The organism is Halococcus sp. IIIV-5B (assembly GCF_003602035.1).
Lineage (GTDB): Archaea > Halobacteriota > Halobacteria > Halobacteriales > Halococcaceae > Halococcus > Halococcus salsus.
In genome coordinates, this window is sequence record NZ_QZWE01000003.1 from 163,602 (window position 1) to 178,744 (window position 15,143).

The 15,143-nt window shown below is 53.2% G+C and carries 11 protein-coding genes and 1 pseudogene; 9 read left to right on the forward strand and 3 right to left on the reverse strand.

Features of this window, described 5'->3' with window-relative positions; genetic code table 11:
- The first annotated feature begins 22 nt into the window (after nucleotides 1-22).
- Nucleotides 23-4,888, forward strand: a complete 4,866-nt coding sequence (locus tag D3261_RS03910) for a hypothetical protein (protein ID WP_120069152.1) — start codon at nucleotides 23-25, stop codon at nucleotides 4,886-4,888.
- Nucleotides 4,889-6,702: 1,814 nt separating this feature from the next.
- Here D3261_RS03910 and D3261_RS03925 read toward each other — a convergent pair.
- On the reverse strand, nucleotides 6,703-7,071 hold the full coding sequence (locus D3261_RS03925; RefSeq protein ID WP_120069159.1) for a hypothetical protein: 369 nt from the start codon (nucleotides 7,069-7,071) through the stop codon (nucleotides 6,703-6,705).
- A gap of 384 nt (nucleotides 7,072-7,455) precedes the next feature.
- On the opposite strand from D3261_RS03925, the gene D3261_RS03930 reads away from it, so the two are divergent.
- Nucleotides 7,456-7,674 carry a winged helix-turn-helix domain-containing protein gene (locus D3261_RS03930; RefSeq protein ID WP_233553873.1) on the forward strand — a complete coding sequence of 73 codons (219 nt, stop codon included), beginning with the start codon at nucleotides 7,456-7,458 and terminating at the stop codon, nucleotides 7,672-7,674.
- A gap of 168 nt (nucleotides 7,675-7,842) precedes the next feature.
- On the opposite strand, the gene D3261_RS19660 is transcribed toward D3261_RS03930, so the two are convergent.
- Nucleotides 7,843-8,712, reverse strand: coding sequence for a hypothetical protein (locus D3261_RS19660; RefSeq protein ID WP_147464919.1), 870 nt, complete (start codon nucleotides 8,710-8,712; stop codon nucleotides 7,843-7,845).
- A gap of 272 nt (nucleotides 8,713-8,984) precedes the next feature.
- Here D3261_RS19660 and D3261_RS03935 point away from each other — a divergent pair, with 272 nt between their 5' ends.
- The 6 genes from D3261_RS03935 to D3261_RS20625 all read left to right on the forward strand — a co-directional run bounded on the left by D3261_RS03935 (nucleotide 8,985) and on the right by D3261_RS20625 (nucleotide 13,956).
- On the forward strand, nucleotides 8,985-9,665 hold the full coding sequence (locus D3261_RS03935) for a hypothetical protein (RefSeq protein WP_120069165.1): 681 nt from the start codon (nucleotides 8,985-8,987) through the stop codon (nucleotides 9,663-9,665).
- A gap of 526 nt (nucleotides 9,666-10,191) precedes the next feature.
- Complete coding sequence (locus D3261_RS20610; RefSeq protein WP_233553874.1) at nucleotides 10,192-10,359, forward strand: hypothetical protein; 168 nt, start codon at nucleotides 10,192-10,194, stop codon at nucleotides 10,357-10,359.
- 1,102 nt (nucleotides 10,360-11,461) lie between these two features.
- On the forward strand, nucleotides 11,462-11,755 hold the full coding sequence (locus D3261_RS03945) for a helix-turn-helix transcriptional regulator (RefSeq protein WP_120069275.1): 294 nt from the start codon (nucleotides 11,462-11,464) through the stop codon (nucleotides 11,753-11,755).
- A gap of 447 nt (nucleotides 11,756-12,202) precedes the next feature.
- Nucleotides 12,203-12,727 carry an HTH domain-containing protein gene (locus D3261_RS03950; protein ID WP_120069170.1) on the forward strand — a complete coding sequence of 175 codons (525 nt, stop codon included), beginning with the start codon at nucleotides 12,203-12,205 and terminating at the stop codon, nucleotides 12,725-12,727.
- A 539-nt stretch (nucleotides 12,728-13,266) separates the two neighbouring features.
- Nucleotides 13,267-13,620, forward strand: coding sequence for an ATP-binding protein (locus D3261_RS20620; RefSeq protein WP_233553875.1), 354 nt, complete (start codon nucleotides 13,267-13,269; stop codon nucleotides 13,618-13,620).
- A gap of 36 nt (nucleotides 13,621-13,656) precedes the next feature.
- Nucleotides 13,657-13,956 carry a hypothetical protein gene (locus D3261_RS20625; RefSeq protein ID WP_233553876.1) on the forward strand — a complete coding sequence of 100 codons (300 nt, stop codon included), beginning with the start codon at nucleotides 13,657-13,659 and terminating at the stop codon, nucleotides 13,954-13,956.
- Here the strand turns inward: D3261_RS20625 and D3261_RS20630 are convergent.
- Nucleotides 13,942-14,376 carry a hypothetical protein gene (locus D3261_RS20630; protein ID WP_233553877.1) on the reverse strand — a complete coding sequence of 145 codons (435 nt, stop codon included), beginning with the start codon at nucleotides 14,374-14,376 and terminating at the stop codon, nucleotides 13,942-13,944. The genes D3261_RS20625 and D3261_RS20630 overlap by 15 nt on opposite strands.
- 416 nt (nucleotides 14,377-14,792) lie before the next feature.
- On the opposite strand from D3261_RS20630, the pseudogene D3261_RS21025 reads away from it, so the two are divergent.
- Nucleotides 14,793-15,101 (forward strand): annotated as a pseudogene (locus D3261_RS21025) (DNA polymerase I); the annotation flags it as partial.
- Nucleotides 15,102-15,143 lie beyond the last annotated feature (42 nt).

Genomic DNA, 15,143 nt, shown 5'->3' on the forward strand with positions numbered 1-15,143 from the left:
CGGTGACAAGCAAGCATAGGATATGAAACGGGATCACATCCGCGTTGTTCCCACGTCAGAGGACATCTCGAGCCGAGACGTAGCATCCACGATTGGAACTCTCCATGCGATATGGGACGACCAAATCGTGAGCAGGCTTGATAAATGGCTCCCCACTCGATCGGGGATTAAAGAACCGATCAACTACACCTTTCACATAGTTTCGATGGGCGAGGATGAGGCAGTCGAGATGTACTACCACGTAGACAACGAGGAGCACGTCGACACCCTCAAAGAACGACTCGACTCCATCTACCCATCGACATTCAGCGTTGAGAAGGTCCATACGGATATCGTCGGGAAACTCATCGAGCCCATTGAGTACGACCGCGATGACTACCTTCGGAAGCTCGATCGGGACGAGCTCTACTACGATATGTATAACGACAATCGAATGGATATGACGCGGATTCTCCCTGAAGAACGCGAGCCCAGATACGGGGAGGATGGAACCGAATACGAGATCCTTCCGCCTGAGAACGTTGATTCGGAGATGACTCAGCGGAATAGCCGATTTCTCAACGGCGAGCGCGCCGCCGTGCGGATCAACCGAATGGATAGGGTGCCGACAGATGGGCTCTTGAACACCCTCCGGCGACCCACCGTCGCTTCTCTCACTGATCCTGATTCTGATGCAGTATCGGACATCCGCGACTCGGATGAGGAGCTCTTCGGCCGCAAGTCTACCATTGATTCTGACTCAGAAGTAGCGAATAACGGGGTGGGGACAGCATCGACGGACAGTTCACGAGGTGCCCCCCTCCCAGTTGGGACTGGAGAAATAACCCCTGGAGAACCCCGGACAGCGAACACCCCATCACTCGGTGAGGCAGGCACGAAAATCGTCGATACGGTCTACGCACGCCCGCCGCTCGATCAGCTCACTCCCGTTGGTGTCCGCTGGCGAGCGAAGGTGGAGCAAACCGACGATTGGATGACGTCTCTCAAACGATACAGCGAGAAGGTCTATACCAGCGCCAGCTCAGAGGAGATTGAAGCCCACGAAGGCGAACCACCACTCACTACCGTCATAGAGTATCTCACAAAAGCAAAGCAACCGCTCGCCGTTCAGATTCGTTTCTCGCCAATGGAAGACTGGACCGATGCGCGGGAGGACCGCGAGGATGAAATCCAGCAGGTCGAACGACAGGGGAGTGAGTGGACGCGCTTTTTCACTGGGATCTTCGAAACCAGCCAACCAGTCCCACAGAACGAGGACGAATACTACTACAACCAACCTCGTGAACCTGCACCCGAGGAACCTGTTGAGCCACTCCAAGGCAGTGACGACGCAAATCGCATGGAAATGCTTGAGGAGATGAGACAGCGGGAATCGTTCATCGTGAATATGTGTGCGTTTGGTGTCTTAGGCCCCGATCAACAGAGCCCGGATGCAGAATTAGATCGCCGGCTCAACCAACTCACCTCGGCGTTTCAAGCGTTCAATGGCCCTCTCTACAGGGTGGTTGGCCACCGTCTTGGGGGTGGCTACCTCGCCGATCGAGAGCTTAACAGGGAGTTCGAGCGCTTCATCAATCACACGATCGACACGACCAACACCCACTTCTGGAACCCAAGGAAACCCCGGATGGATTTCGTACTCGATCCCGACGAACTCGCGAATTTCATCGTCGTCCCTCCAACCCATCATCTCTCGGTGAAAGCGAAGCGAGGCACCCGCGCTCAACAGCAAACTCAGAGCCCACTTCCACGCCCTCACTCGGGTGTGATGGACCATCTACGCGGCGCACTCGAAGTTGGCTATGCACTCAACGAGAACGGCCACCCGGAGGACGAACCCGTAGGTATCCCTGTGTCATCGCTCAACAAACATTACGCACGCTTTGCGGCGACAGGTGGTGGGAAAAGTATCGCCGCTGGGAACGATGGTCTCTCCATCACTCGAAACACCTGTGGCCCCATGTTCTCGATCGACGCGAAGGGCGGCGGGTTCATGAAGAACTATATGCGGGCGTATAGCGCGGAGTTCGGCCAAGATGCTCTCGAGGAGAACATCATCTACTTCGACTTCCCGGATGAGCTACCGGGCATCTCCTTTTTCGACATCCGAGCCGACCTCGAAGCCGGTCGCTCTCGCCCGGACGCTGTCCAAGACGTCGCTGACCAGTTCGTCGAGATCCTCAAAGTCGTCTTCGGATACGAGCGCTTCGAGGAGGCCAAAACCGCCGGGAACCTCATTCGCTACCTAGTCAAATTCCTCTTCGACAAACAGCACGGCCACAAACTCGGCCTCAATCGCGAATCTGCCGACGTATTCGCCTACAAGGACCTCGAGTGGCTTGTCGAGCAGATCGACCACGTTCTCGGCGACAACGACGAGTTCACCCAACTCCCCCAGTGCTCGAACGATCAGGTCCGACGGCGGATTCACGAGCGGGTCTTCGAGCATCCGGACACCTTCAGCAATAGCCTGGAAGGTGTGAAATCCCGCTTGGACGAAGTGTTCCAAGACCGCCGCCTTCGCCAGATATTCAACAACACCAGTCCCGAGCTCTCGTTCCCCGAACTGCTCGACAGCGACAAACAAGTGCTATTCGACCTCGGGAATATGCGGGACAGTTCAGCCGAGACCATGACCGCAGTGTTGATGATCACCCTGTTCACCTCCCTGCGGAATCACGATATGACGACCAAACCAGACGATTACCTCGTGAACTTGCAGATAGACGAGGCTGCGAAGGTCGTCGTTTCCGAACCCATGCAGAAATTCCTCAGCGAAGGGCGGGAGTTCAGAATGTGCGTCGGGCTCATGACGCAGTTCCCCAAACAGATGCAGTTCAAGGGCACTCGCGAGGTCTACATGAACGTCCTCAACAACGTCAGGACCACGCTCGCGAGCAACATCAACATGGGAGAGGACCTCGCAGAATCCTTCTCACACGAGGAGATGGACGCCACTGAGGCCAGCTATCGACTCCGCCAGATGCCGAACGGTGAGTGGATGATACGGACCATGAATCCCGGCTGGACCGAGAACCAGCCCCAGCCTTTCTCCATTCGAGCAATGGAGATACCACCCGGCCATCCCGAAAGCGACGATCCCCTCACCGAAGAGGAGGAAGCCGAGTTCCAAGAGATCCTCGCCCAGATTCGAGAGCGGGCCTCCAACGAGTACGGCGTCGTCGACAACCGCGAGGTTTCCGAACTCACCGTGCCCCCATCCGTGCAGTCCGTGGTCGGTGTCTCAGCCCAGATCGATGAGCTGATCGCGAAGGCGATCGGGGCCGTTCAGATCGATATGGGCAACAACGCACGCAGTGAAAACGACCCCGTTAACGCGAGCGACGTCCTCGATAAAATCCACGACTACTACCAAAACTCCGGTCAGCTAGCTAAAAGTGACGACTCGATCCCGACCGCCGAGGAATCCTCCGATGAGTACCTTCCGCCCACCCTCGAGATCCTCATTCGCACTGCACGAAATCGATCCGAGTACGTCGAGGTCGAACCCGATCGAAGCGCGCGCGACCCCCAGATGATTCTCACTGAGGCAGGTGAGAAAGCGATCGCAATCGACACTGGCGAGGTTCGATCGGCGGGTGGCGAAGGTCACGATTCGGCGCTCGAAGCGATCGATGAAGCACTCACCAAAGAGGGGTTCACGGTAAACGTTCTCAAACAGGATCGGAGCGATATGCCGGACGCCAAAGCAGTCCATTCCGACCTCGATACCACCCTCATTCTGGAGGCCGAAACCACCACCCCATCGAAGCCAGCGAAGGTGCTCGAAAATCTCAAGAAAGCTCAGCGGCTGGACGGCACCCCAGTGTTCGTCGTGGAGGCTGGGCAGGATGGCGGCGGTCCAGACGACACTGGAGAGGACTATAATTACTGGGCACGCCGTGTGGAAAACATACTCTCCGAACCCGTGAATGAAATCGACGACGAGACGGGGCACATCCACTACTACGTCACCAACAATCTGGTTCGGATCAACGAGAAACTAACAGCTCTCAGACCAGTCACTGGAGACAAACGAAAGACCCGCTGGATCAACGAGGGCGGCGAACTCGTGTTGCGAGACGGGAACCATTTCGAACACGCTCGCCTCGATAGCCTGGACGACATCGGCACCTCATCGTTCCCCGCCGTTGATATGTACGACGAGTACAAGAACCAACATCTCGTCCAACCGCAAATTGAGTCTGACCAAGAATATGAGGACGTTGACAGTCTCAAGGAAGATTGGGTGCAGGTCAAACGGCCCGCGATCCCCGAAGAAATGCTCCCCAATCCGGAGTACGATCGGGGCGATTACCACATCATCATCCTGTCGCCCGACCGGGAGGACCCACCCGAGTTCTATCGCGATGGCGAGCGCTTCCCCCTCAGTCCTGGCACGAAAGAACCGGCCGAAACCTTCGAAGACGACGACAAAAATTCACAGGAGTTAGACGTAGATGGAAGTCTTTCTCTCGACCCCGAAGAAGAGCTAAACGAACCCTCATCCGAGGCCGGTGCCCCGCCCGGTGAACCAGCTCTCGATGACGAAACCTCTAATGATTCTGATAGTGGTCCAGCAGAGCCGGTTGCCGACGAATCCGAACCCGAGCAACCCCCCGAAGGAGAACTCGGAGGAAAGGACGAAGGGGTGGCCGCGTTTGCTGATGCACGCCTCGTGCAATCCCCAGACAACATCACGCCCAGTACGAAACTCTATCCAGAATATGAAGAATATGCAACGAGAAATGGGTTCGAGGTACGAAGGAAAAACCAGTTCTCTCGCTCGCTCAAGAAATCAATCGATTACGAGATCGACACCGATCGAGCCGAGGTAGCTGGTACTCTCACCACCCTCTATATCGGAGTCGCCCTGCCTCCTCAATAGCGGATTATATCTCGCTTCCACACTGTTCTTCTATTATCCACAGCTGTCAAGTCGGCCTATTTCGGGCATAATCGGCAAATATCACTATCGCTGGATAGAGTGCTTGAAATATGGTTTTACAGATGATGAGGGGATGAACCTCACCTCCCTGGAATAGCCACTCTTCAGAACCTGCTAAAACCGAGGTAGAAAGCTTCTAAATCCGCTTTACAGATGATTCCTTGTAGATCGAATTCTGCTTCACCGAAGAAAGCACTCTCAGCGAGGAATCTGGCCGCTAACACCCTTTTACAGATGATTTACGGATGATCCGTTCATTTGGCAAAATCTAATCATCTGTAATTCATCTGTATGGTTGCTCTACGGACGATTTCACCCTCTCAGGAGGGGGTGTTTGGTCGTCGAACGACCAATATAGAATGGGGGGTCCCTGTCGTTCAGCCTGTTGGAGGGGTGAGTGGCCATTGAGAGTCTCTCAAGGAGATGAAAGGTAGAGAGCTACCTTTCAGGGCCCACCAGGTGAGGAGGAGCGAGGATAGCGTGTGATCGATGCTAATCTGAGAGAACAGAGTAACCCTGTGACCTCCAACTGAGAGCGACAGCACCGACCTGAAAAGAGAGGAAGTTCAGGACCACCCCGAGAGAAGTAGTAGTTGAAAATCCAAAGTGAATTGAGAACAGCACCGCCCCGGACCAAGAGAGAAAACCAGGCCATTCGAATAGCAGCTGGGGACCGAAAGGATGGATGAAAACTGATCCCCAACACACCCCGCAACGAGTGAGGAAAGAAGGTGAGTTCGAAACGAGAGCGCACCCATCAGGACAGCGATGTACCCAGAAAGTGAGAGGTTACTGAGATGGGTTCGGTACCGAGAGTTTGCCCCTCCAGCCCGACGAGTGAGTGCCCCGTTTGTTTGTCCCGATAGGGGTGAGGAGATTTCGTCCAATGATCACTGCACTCATCAACCACGTCGAGTCGATGTTCAGTACCGATCGGCACGATCACCAGCAGTCCGAAAGCGGCGAGTGGTGTTGTTCCGAACAGCTCCGATGCGACCACCCCGAGTTGAAGCAATACCTGGATTGGGATGAGGAGTTCGAGTACCGCTTCTGTGAGTGTGGCGCATACCTCGAGTGCCGCGAGAAGTAAACATAACTTCGCCAATATATTCCCAATACCTCAAGGAGGCGATACATTGGATGGACGATACGAATTCGAATAGTTTGTTCCCCCGAGAGGGGTGAGGGCAGAGGAAGACGAGACACGCCGGTTCGAAACAACGAGTCAGTAGTGGCACCGAGAGGGAAGGACTCGTCGTCCCTCGGTCACGAGATCCTGAGAGGGATATCTCGGCTTTCTGACTATGAGCACGACCAGTAAAACGGAATGATTCACGGCGGGCAAACAGCACACCAGAACATCACGACTTCACGTCTGTTGCGGCCCTCGATGTGCTGCTTACCTACGCCCCCTTCGCGGGCTGGCTCACAAGCGACTACCTCCCATTCGCGATCGCCGGAGCCGCAATCGTTCTCGGCATGTCGCGGACACCAGACACGGTTATTTGGCGTGTCGTTCCACACGGCTGGACCCACTTGCCGGTCAAGGCAACCGCTTTCGGAGCCGCGCTGGCCGCGCCTAGTTGGTGGGTCGCTTCGAACATCGCCGTCCACACTGGCGGCGCGATCGTCATCCCGTTGGCCACCAAGCCATAGTCAGTTTCCGCTACTTGATCTCGCTACCACTACCTATTGAGCCCAAAACCATTCGAAATGCTCTCTGAGGCTCGTTCAGAACTGAGTGTGCATCAGGGTCAGAATTCCTCTACTTTGTCGATGGCATACTCTTTATTTGCTTCCACGGCTACCTCTACGGTCTCAGGTGCGACCTCCTCGAGGCCAATTCTCATGAGCAAGCGGAGTGCCTCTGCACGGTTCGGTCGTATGTGATCGGTGTCGCGGCCGAGTTTGGTCCTCGCCGCAAAAATGACCTCAGTGAGCTGGTCAGCCTCCTCCAATCCATGCATGAGAGTGGCCAAGTGAAGGTCTCGGAAGGAGAGGTTGTGACTCACCTCCTTGTCATCGATTTGTTGATGCGTATTCTGAATCGCCTTGTATAGTTGGAGTGAGGCCATCTCGTCGCTCCATTCGAATAGCGCTTCAGCATCGGGCTTATCTGACATTTATGCGACCTCCCTTCCGATGCAGGCTACTAACGAGTACTCTGCTTCCGAGTAGACCGGCTCGTTTGACGAGAGGTGCTGGTACTTAGAGGGGATCATGGTTTGGGTAACGGATTGCTCACGGGCATGACGACCTCCCGACTGTTTGGAGAGTACTGTTTGTCTCCTAGTCCGGGATACGGATCTCATAACCGGCAGTTGAGTCAGTGTGTGAGTCATTTTAGCTGGTATGAAACGATTTTGACTCCGCTCACATAAAACCAGTTGCTAATTAGTAGCTATAAGCTACTATCTAGTGATGAATTGTCGGATAATCGATAACACTATCCGGCATTTCGGCTTCGAGTCAGGCGTATGCGAAAGCGTGGGGAGTGGATGACACCGATGGATGACCTGCTCTTGGAGGCGCTGGCGTCGTCGGGTATGGTCCTATCCCCATCGATTATCAGCTTCAATCTCGATCTGAGCCGCGAAGCAGTGAATCGGCGTCTTCAAACGCTTGCTGACCACGGACTGGTTGAGAAAATCGAGCGCGGCAAGTACGAGATTACTGATGAAGGAAGCGAGTACCTAAGCGGCGACCTTGATGCGAGCAACCTGTAGCTTTTAGCTGAGTATCTGGCTACACTCCTCGAAAATTCGAATAAAGGCTTATTTGTATGAGTCCATAAAGGGAGTATGAGGACGCGGGCCAGGCCCGCTGGCTGAAACCCTCGGGACTGGTTCGGTTAGGGACGTGGGGTAGTGGCCTACGTCCTGTTGACGTCCGTTCTACAAGCGAACATCTTCTAAGAGATACTTCTGAAGTAGTGGCGAATTCAGAATCCTAACAGAACTCTCCCATCGAGATGAGATATCGTGCGTATCGCCATCCGGATGGCGTCCCGTTATCCAAGCCACCACGCGAGTCTTCTGAATACTCCCGTAATTCCCGTTCACTCCGCTGATTCGATAGAAGGGTAATGGCGATCCTTTCGGCTCTCGCCAGTTGCTATCGTACCAGCCTACTTCGTCAGGAAGATCCGCAACTGAAAGGCCGTTGCGCATCGCGTCTGTAACGTAGCCAGCGAGGTAGTCAGCAGCAGCAACCTCGGGGTAGGTCAGGTCGGCTTTCGGCATCCCGGTGATATGAACGCTCCCGAACGATGACTGGAAGCTTCCATCGAAATACTTGGCTGCCTGAGAGCGAAGATGCTCCTGATGGTCACCGTACATGCTGATAGCTCCATCAGCAATGAGAATTGAGCTCCCTCTGTAGTTATTGTCAGCAGTGATGGTACTCTTTGCGAGTGCGCAAACGGCAGCGGCCTTATGGTGGATCGATTCTCCCGAGTAGCCAGCGGCGACTCGCCAAGGGATTTCTCTCGATGCAAGCGATTCTATCAAACCTTCAGTCCGCCGATTACGCTCCTCTCGAGAGGTGTTGGCTGCTACTGTCTTCGACTTGCCTTTCCAGGGCGAGAGGTCGTTCTCGATCAAGCTCTCTGCGAGTTCTTCTCCATTTTCTCGCGGGCATCGAACGACAGCAAGTGCAAATGGGCCATCTGCCCCAATAACATTGCCTGACTCGTCAACCCCAATGACGTGCTGGGCTCTGGTGGTGTTCCCAGAAGACTGTTCGATGAGGCGTATTTTCCGCATAGATATATCGATACTCCGTAGCTATCTGCAACAGTCTGGGAACGTGCTTGAAGCTTCACCTTCTGGTTGGTTCCTCAGAGCCAGCGAGGTAGCGTCCATGAATAGTGCACGACATTCTTTTCGGTCTTAACTGTCCAGCGTCGCTTATATCACGCTTTCATCGTCTATAACCCCAGGTTAGCATTGCTCTCCAGCCCTTAGTTTTATAGGGGTGGCTATCCATTTGATCAACGTTCCCCGATAGAATCAACCAGGGAACAGGAAACCGCAGAATGAGTTCGCTTCCAACCACTCTTGAAGAGTGGATTCACAGAGAGCATAGGCATCAACCAAGCTGTGAGGACCAGATCTTCGCAGGGTACTGGTTTTTCGAACAAGGTGTTACTGATGTCGCCGAGGAGTACGCCAGGACCAGCGCTGTAGAGGATAGTATTGGGCACCAACTAGATCACACGGTTCGCGATGTCCTAGACAACCTGGAAGAGATCGGCGTTCTGAGACAGCGATCACCACCTGGGAACGGAATCTATATCCGAAACCACCGTACGGAGGAAAACTTCTTCGACCCCACGAACCAGGACTTCATTGATCTGTTGACCGAAGAGATATCGCGATTCATCCGGGACATGCAGACTCAAGAGCAAGAAGAGCCATTACCTACGCCAGATGGGGACGAAAGTGATGATGAGGAGTCGTCTGGGACCCTTCGGACTATTGCCGCCGACGCACTTGATATAGAGCCCTCTATAGTCGAAGAGGCACTAACGAACCCAGACGACCCCGTTGATCGGATGAACAGATATGATACTGTGTTAGACGCCGTCAAAAGAAGCGATACCGTTTCTCGGAACGGGGATTACGATGGAATGGGATGGCGGAATATGGCTCTTCGATGGACACTGAGCAAGCGAGGCGTCAGGCTGGAAAAGAACGAATCACTAACCCGACTCTAGTCTCATCAAACGATCGCCGTACCGTTGATTGAAACTTTCCTGGATGTCGCTAACGACGGCGAGGTTCAGCTCTTGCCGCCGAAGAGGCGATGTGACCAATGTGAGCAACCGAAACGACTACGGACGCTACGCTTCTAAATGCATTAACACGGACGTGATCCCTATCATTGGTACGCGCAACTTTTCAGGGATCAACGAACTTACACCGTAAGAAAGCGCAAAAATGTACCCTTCCAGAAAGATCGGCCGTTACAAGTTCCAGTATGTCGATTACGAGATAACTGTCAGCGCAGAATGGCAGGGTCGCGACGAACGATTCAGGAAGAAACCCTGTTACGAGGTGAGTGCTCATGCCACCAGGATCGGTGGCAACGATGGGTACGGAAGGTTCTCTACCAAGGTGACAGCCCCCGTCCATCCGTCGCCATCGCTCACTGACCGTCTCCTCGGTCGACGTCCATCGAAAACGGAACTTGCTGACTTAGTAGCAAAAGCTTGTGAACAAATCAGAACGAAGATAGACGGGATGTACGACGACATCGGCATTCACCGGGATGAGGACGAATTCATCGCACGGGCAGAAGCCGAGGCCGCCATCGAATCGTGGGCCGAGGTCCCCCCGGAAGAAGATGTGGCCGAGGAATCGGCCCCACCCACAGAACTGTCTGATCTCGACTCCGACCGAGCCGAGTAATCGCTAGACAGCAACCTTTGTCCACGGCCACCGTTTTGTAACCCCCTTGTAAGAAAGATGGCTATGCCTATCCCATTCGGCGCGACATGGGAAGGCTTCTTGAGCGGTGCGGAGAAATTCCAAAGGAGGCCACGCTTATTACACCAATCTCGAACGTGCGATTCAGGGTCACCGATGTCCGAACGCAGTGGATCATCCTTGAGGACACCGATACGGGCCAGTCTCCACAACTCTAACGAGGCCAGTTTGAAGCACTCGCCAACACATTACTGACACGGCCGGAGGGTACGAGACCAAGCGACTGCCACCGAAGGCCGAACCATACGCGGCGGTGCTCGTGCTCCACCCGCGCTACGTACTGAATCAAGACGTGGGAACCATCACCGAGCTCGATTAAGCCGACGAGAGCGTTGTCGTGAGCTTTGCGGGGAAGCTTCTCGCCATTTTCAATACCCGACGACTCGCAGCGGCCCTGGTCGATGATAACGTAACGTAGCACACGCCATGGGATGCGGTCGTCATCGGAGAGCATTCCTTCACGCTTGGCGTGTTGCCACACAGCGAAGAGTTCTCGATCAGAGAGTCCATTGGGGGATCGAACGTCATCGTCGCACAGGAAGCACGTGAGGGCGTTGTAAGCGATCTTGTACTTGTGGTCGGACACAACATCGTGCTCGCCGATAACGACGAAAGGGGTCCCGCTCTCGCCGTGGTGAATAGTTACCCCACAAACGCCACAATCAGAAAGCGTGGGGTAACGCAAATGGGTTCGGGTACAGCGGATCGCCGCTGGGATCCCCCATTATGAGCTCTCTTTGAGGATAAGACCCCTTATTCGCTCAGTAGGGAGTAAGATGCACTTCCCGGAAGGGGGCTTACTCGCCGTAAATCCGTCTGGTGACTATTGCTAGTGAGGTCATAGAGTCAGTCAGCGATCTACTTTGGCGACACCGATCGACGTGCATAGGACAATGGTTGCAAAACGATTCAGCCTTCGATCTGTAGCTACACCATCAGTTCAAGTCGACGCCTGATAGTCGTGCAGACCGGCTTTCTATTCAATATACTTATCCGTCCATTTCTCGATCGATCAGATGCTATGATGGACGACCTGATCGCCTTCCAGCGCGACCTCCTGTACGTTATCGCTGGTCTTGAGAACGGAACGCCACCGCATGGCCTCGCGATCAAGGACTTCCTCGAGGAAGATTATTCAGGTGAGATCCATCACGGCCGACTCTATCCCAATCTCGACACGCTCGCCGACATTGGGTTGATCGAAGTTTCAGCGATTGACAAACGCACCAACGCCTACTCAGTCACCCAGCGCGGTCGTCGCGAACTTGAGGCTCGCCGCGAGTGGGAACGCCAGCATGTTGACCTGGGCGGCAAGTAAAAGTCATACCCTCAGTGACTCGCTGTTTTGTGGCTCTTCATCGCAGTTTCTTCTATGAAGGGTGTGCCACACTCAGGGCTTTGAACTAACAAATCGTTGATGTCCTGAGTGGGCTCGGTCTCTACGTCCTTCCCATATGACAATATCTTACACGACGCGGAGTACTAATACTCTTAACTATACTAATTCGCAGGCAGGTTGTTCATGTACAATTTGATCATAGCATTAACTTCGCCCTTTAACAGAGATGCCACATCGCGAGGTTAGGACACAAACGTTTGAGAAAGAACTCCAACAGCCTTTGCTCCTAGACTCAGTCGAGGGCTATCGAGTGGCAGGCCGACCTCTCTTTCTCTTATATCAAAAATCAAGCGCGCGATTCTGAGGGTTCAGATATCATCTGGTTCACCCACGGAGTTTAACCGATAGTGACCCACTGTTGTGTGTATGTCACCAATCGAGCTGACTGAGAGTCAGAAGACGACTCTGCAAGAACTGGTCGATCTCTACCGAGAGAGCGAGAACGCTGTTAAAGGTGAAGCCATCGCCGAGCAGATCGACCGGAATGCAGGCACGATCCGGAATCAGATGCAGAGCCTGAAAGCCCTCCAGCTAGTTGAGGGGGTTCCGGGGCCGAAGGGTGGCTACAAGCCGATGGTGAACGCGTACAACGCGCTTGATATCGAAGAGATGGATGAGCCTGCCTCCATTCCACTGAGCCACAATGGTGACCCTATCGACGAACAAGTTATCCAAGAGATCAACCTGATGAGCGTCCACCATCCCGAGAAGTGCCGCGCCGAACTCCGGATGCAAGGGTCAGTACGGGACTTCCATGAAGACGACTCTATTACGGTCGGTCCCACACCGAAGTCGAGTCTCGCGATCACTGGAACGATTGACGGGGTCGTGAACGCCGACAACAAGCTTATTATCAGAGCTGAAACTATGGAAGCACCCGTCGACAGATAACTACGCCTAAGCCCAAACAATTAAAAAATATTTACGCACTTCTAACAAACTCAATTGCTATTTTTACTTGAATGGCATTTCTTTGGATGCATCCAATCGAGATTCACACTTCAAAAACTTGGCGTGGGGGCAATCGACGAATTTCTCTCCAAAGATGGCACGATTTGGCAGTAATTTGCATAACATCTGGTATCTCAGGATGTTCTGAGTTTAAGCACATCAGTACTTCAAGTAGTGGATGATGCTGTATGTGATATAAAGGATCGGGGATATTCGTATGTTATTTCTTCGTATCCCAATTAGTGAGAAGAGTGTTAGTGGAAGTTCAAACAGACTTTGCGTATCGCACGGCAGATGTCTCTCCGAGTTCAAAATACAATCTATTCTATATTTCATGCAGCTCTCGGAGAAAACGTAATAACTTATCACCGAATCATGGGAAAAGATCCAGTTCACATCTAATTTGTTCCGCAGAAATAGCCGTATGTGTATTTCTGAGTAGCAACTGCTTAGTGATTTGCGATACAATCGGCTGATAGGTGAGAAAAACGCAAATTTTGAAGTGGCCGGTTGATGTCCAAGCAGCCAATATCGGCGGGATAAACGAGACAGAGGTCTCGTTTTCTCCAGGTGTTGCCATTCTCATGGGACGGAACGCAACCAATCGAACGTCTTTTTTGCGGGCGATCATGGCCGCTCTCGGGAGTGAATCAACGTCACTGAAAGGAGACTCGGATGAGGGATACGTCGAACTCGCGGTCGGTGATGATACCTCTCGGCGAGTGCTTGAACTTGAGGGAGGCGCCGTTGTAATGGGTGGGGAACCCTACCTCGGTGACTCCGAAGGTGCCGACCTCTTCGCGTTCCTCCTCAAGAACAACGAAGCATGCTAGGCGGTCGCACGTGGTGACGACCTCCGAGAAGTCATCATGCGACCGGTGGATACCGATACCATTCAGGCTGAAATAACCCAACTTGAGACTCGCAAACGTGTCCTTGACAACCAACTTGACAAGCTCAACTCACCCGACGATCGGCTTCCGGAACTCGAACAACAGCGCACACAAATTAAAGACCAGATCCAAGACAAACGCGCCGAGCTCAAAAACAAAAATACCGAGATGAAGGATGCTGACAGAATCATCGACGATACTCGCGAGCAAAATTTCGACTTTGAGGATGCCCATGACGAACTTCAATCCACCCGGTCGGGATTAGATAACGTCTGATATCGTCTCGATACCCAGCGCGAAAGCATTCAGACGCTTGAGGATGAACGCGAAGACATCGAAAGTACGGTAGCGGATCTTTCGGAGACACCGGCTGGCGATATCTCCGAACTCGATTCTGAGATCGAACGGTTGAGAGACCACAAGCAGTCGCTTGAGTCCACGATCTCCCAGCTTCAACGCGTGCTCCAGCTCAACGAGCAGATGCTTGAGGGGGAGAATCCCGAACTCCAGACTACACTTTAGGGAACCGCTCCACAAGCGACTGCGGAGGAAGGTGGAGATGGAGTCCTTACCGACCAGTTGCTCGGTGATGAGGGCGAGAGAACCGTTTGTTGGACCTGTGGGAGCGAAGTCGAGCGGGAGATCATTGACGAGACGCTTGAGAGTCTTCGCTCGCTTCGTGAGGAGAAAGCCCACGAACGCAACGAAATCGACAGTGAACTCATGGGACTCGTATTCGCACTTGCAGGATATCTAGTTCACGAACTCCACAAGGTACTTCCGTTCATCGTGTTAGAATCACTCGAACCATTCGATTCGGATCGAATCGCCACGTCTGTCGAATATTCCAGTGAGTATGCGGAATACTTATTATTGCGTTTCTCCCAAAGAATGCTGCCGGCCATAATGAAAGTCATCAACGCATTTTGGAGATCTAACCGGGAGAACTCACATGTCGAAGAAAATCCATTCAAAAAACAAACAAGTTCAAAATTAGTGCACCCCACGAAAGGTTGAACACTGTGACTAGGAAGTGAACGCGCTCAGCTGCGCCCTTAATCGTGTCACTGTGAATGAATCAGCTGAAACCATGTTTCTGCTCGATCCATCGGCGATCAGATAAGCCGTTACCGGAACTCGCGTGGGCATCGACCGTCAATGTGCTCACCGCGATGCAGATATGTGAGGCCTGCGGGTGGAAGGTGCTTGTGCCGTGGAACTCGCGGCGGCACGAGGATTTCAAGACGACGAATTAATCGTACGAGACCGACCACGGTGGATTCACATTCGTACCAGGCATCGGTTCGCATGGGGACGTTCACGAATTCGACTTTTCGAGTTTCTCTCCAAATATCATCTGCACGCAGAACGTGAACCCGGAGATGATCCGATGCGAGTGTCATAGCAACTACGTAGAGGTCTCTGAAGAGAATGTGAAGGTTGTATTCACCGAACATTATGAT

Bases quoted from the DNA above. Each gene is read 5' to 3' on its own strand.
- D3261_RS20610 (WP_233553874.1), top strand. From the start codon at position 10,192: ATGTACGACGACATCGGCATTCACCGGGATGAGGACGAATTCATCGCA.
- D3261_RS03935 (WP_120069165.1), top strand. From the start codon at position 8,985: ATGAGTTCGCTTCCAACCACTCTTGAAGAGTGGATTCACAGAGAGCAT.
- D3261_RS19660 (WP_147464919.1), bottom strand. From the start codon at position 8,712: ATGCGGAAAATACGCCTCATCGAACAGTCTTCTGGGAACACCACCAGA.
- D3261_RS20625 (WP_233553876.1), top strand. From the start codon at position 13,657: ATGCGACCGGTGGATACCGATACCATTCAGGCTGAAATAACCCAACTT.
- D3261_RS03925 (WP_120069159.1), bottom strand. From the start codon at position 7,071: ATGTCAGATAAGCCCGATGCTGAAGCGCTATTCGAATGGAGCGACGAG.
- D3261_RS03950 (WP_120069170.1), top strand. From the start codon at position 12,203: ATGTCACCAATCGAGCTGACTGAGAGTCAGAAGACGACTCTGCAAGAA.
- D3261_RS03930 (WP_233553873.1), top strand. From the start codon at position 7,456: ATGGATGACCTGCTCTTGGAGGCGCTGGCGTCGTCGGGTATGGTCCTA.
- D3261_RS03910 (WP_120069152.1), top strand. From the start codon at position 23: ATGAAACGGGATCACATCCGCGTTGTTCCCACGTCAGAGGACATCTCG.
- D3261_RS03945 (WP_120069275.1), top strand. From the start codon at position 11,462: ATGGACGACCTGATCGCCTTCCAGCGCGACCTCCTGTACGTTATCGCT.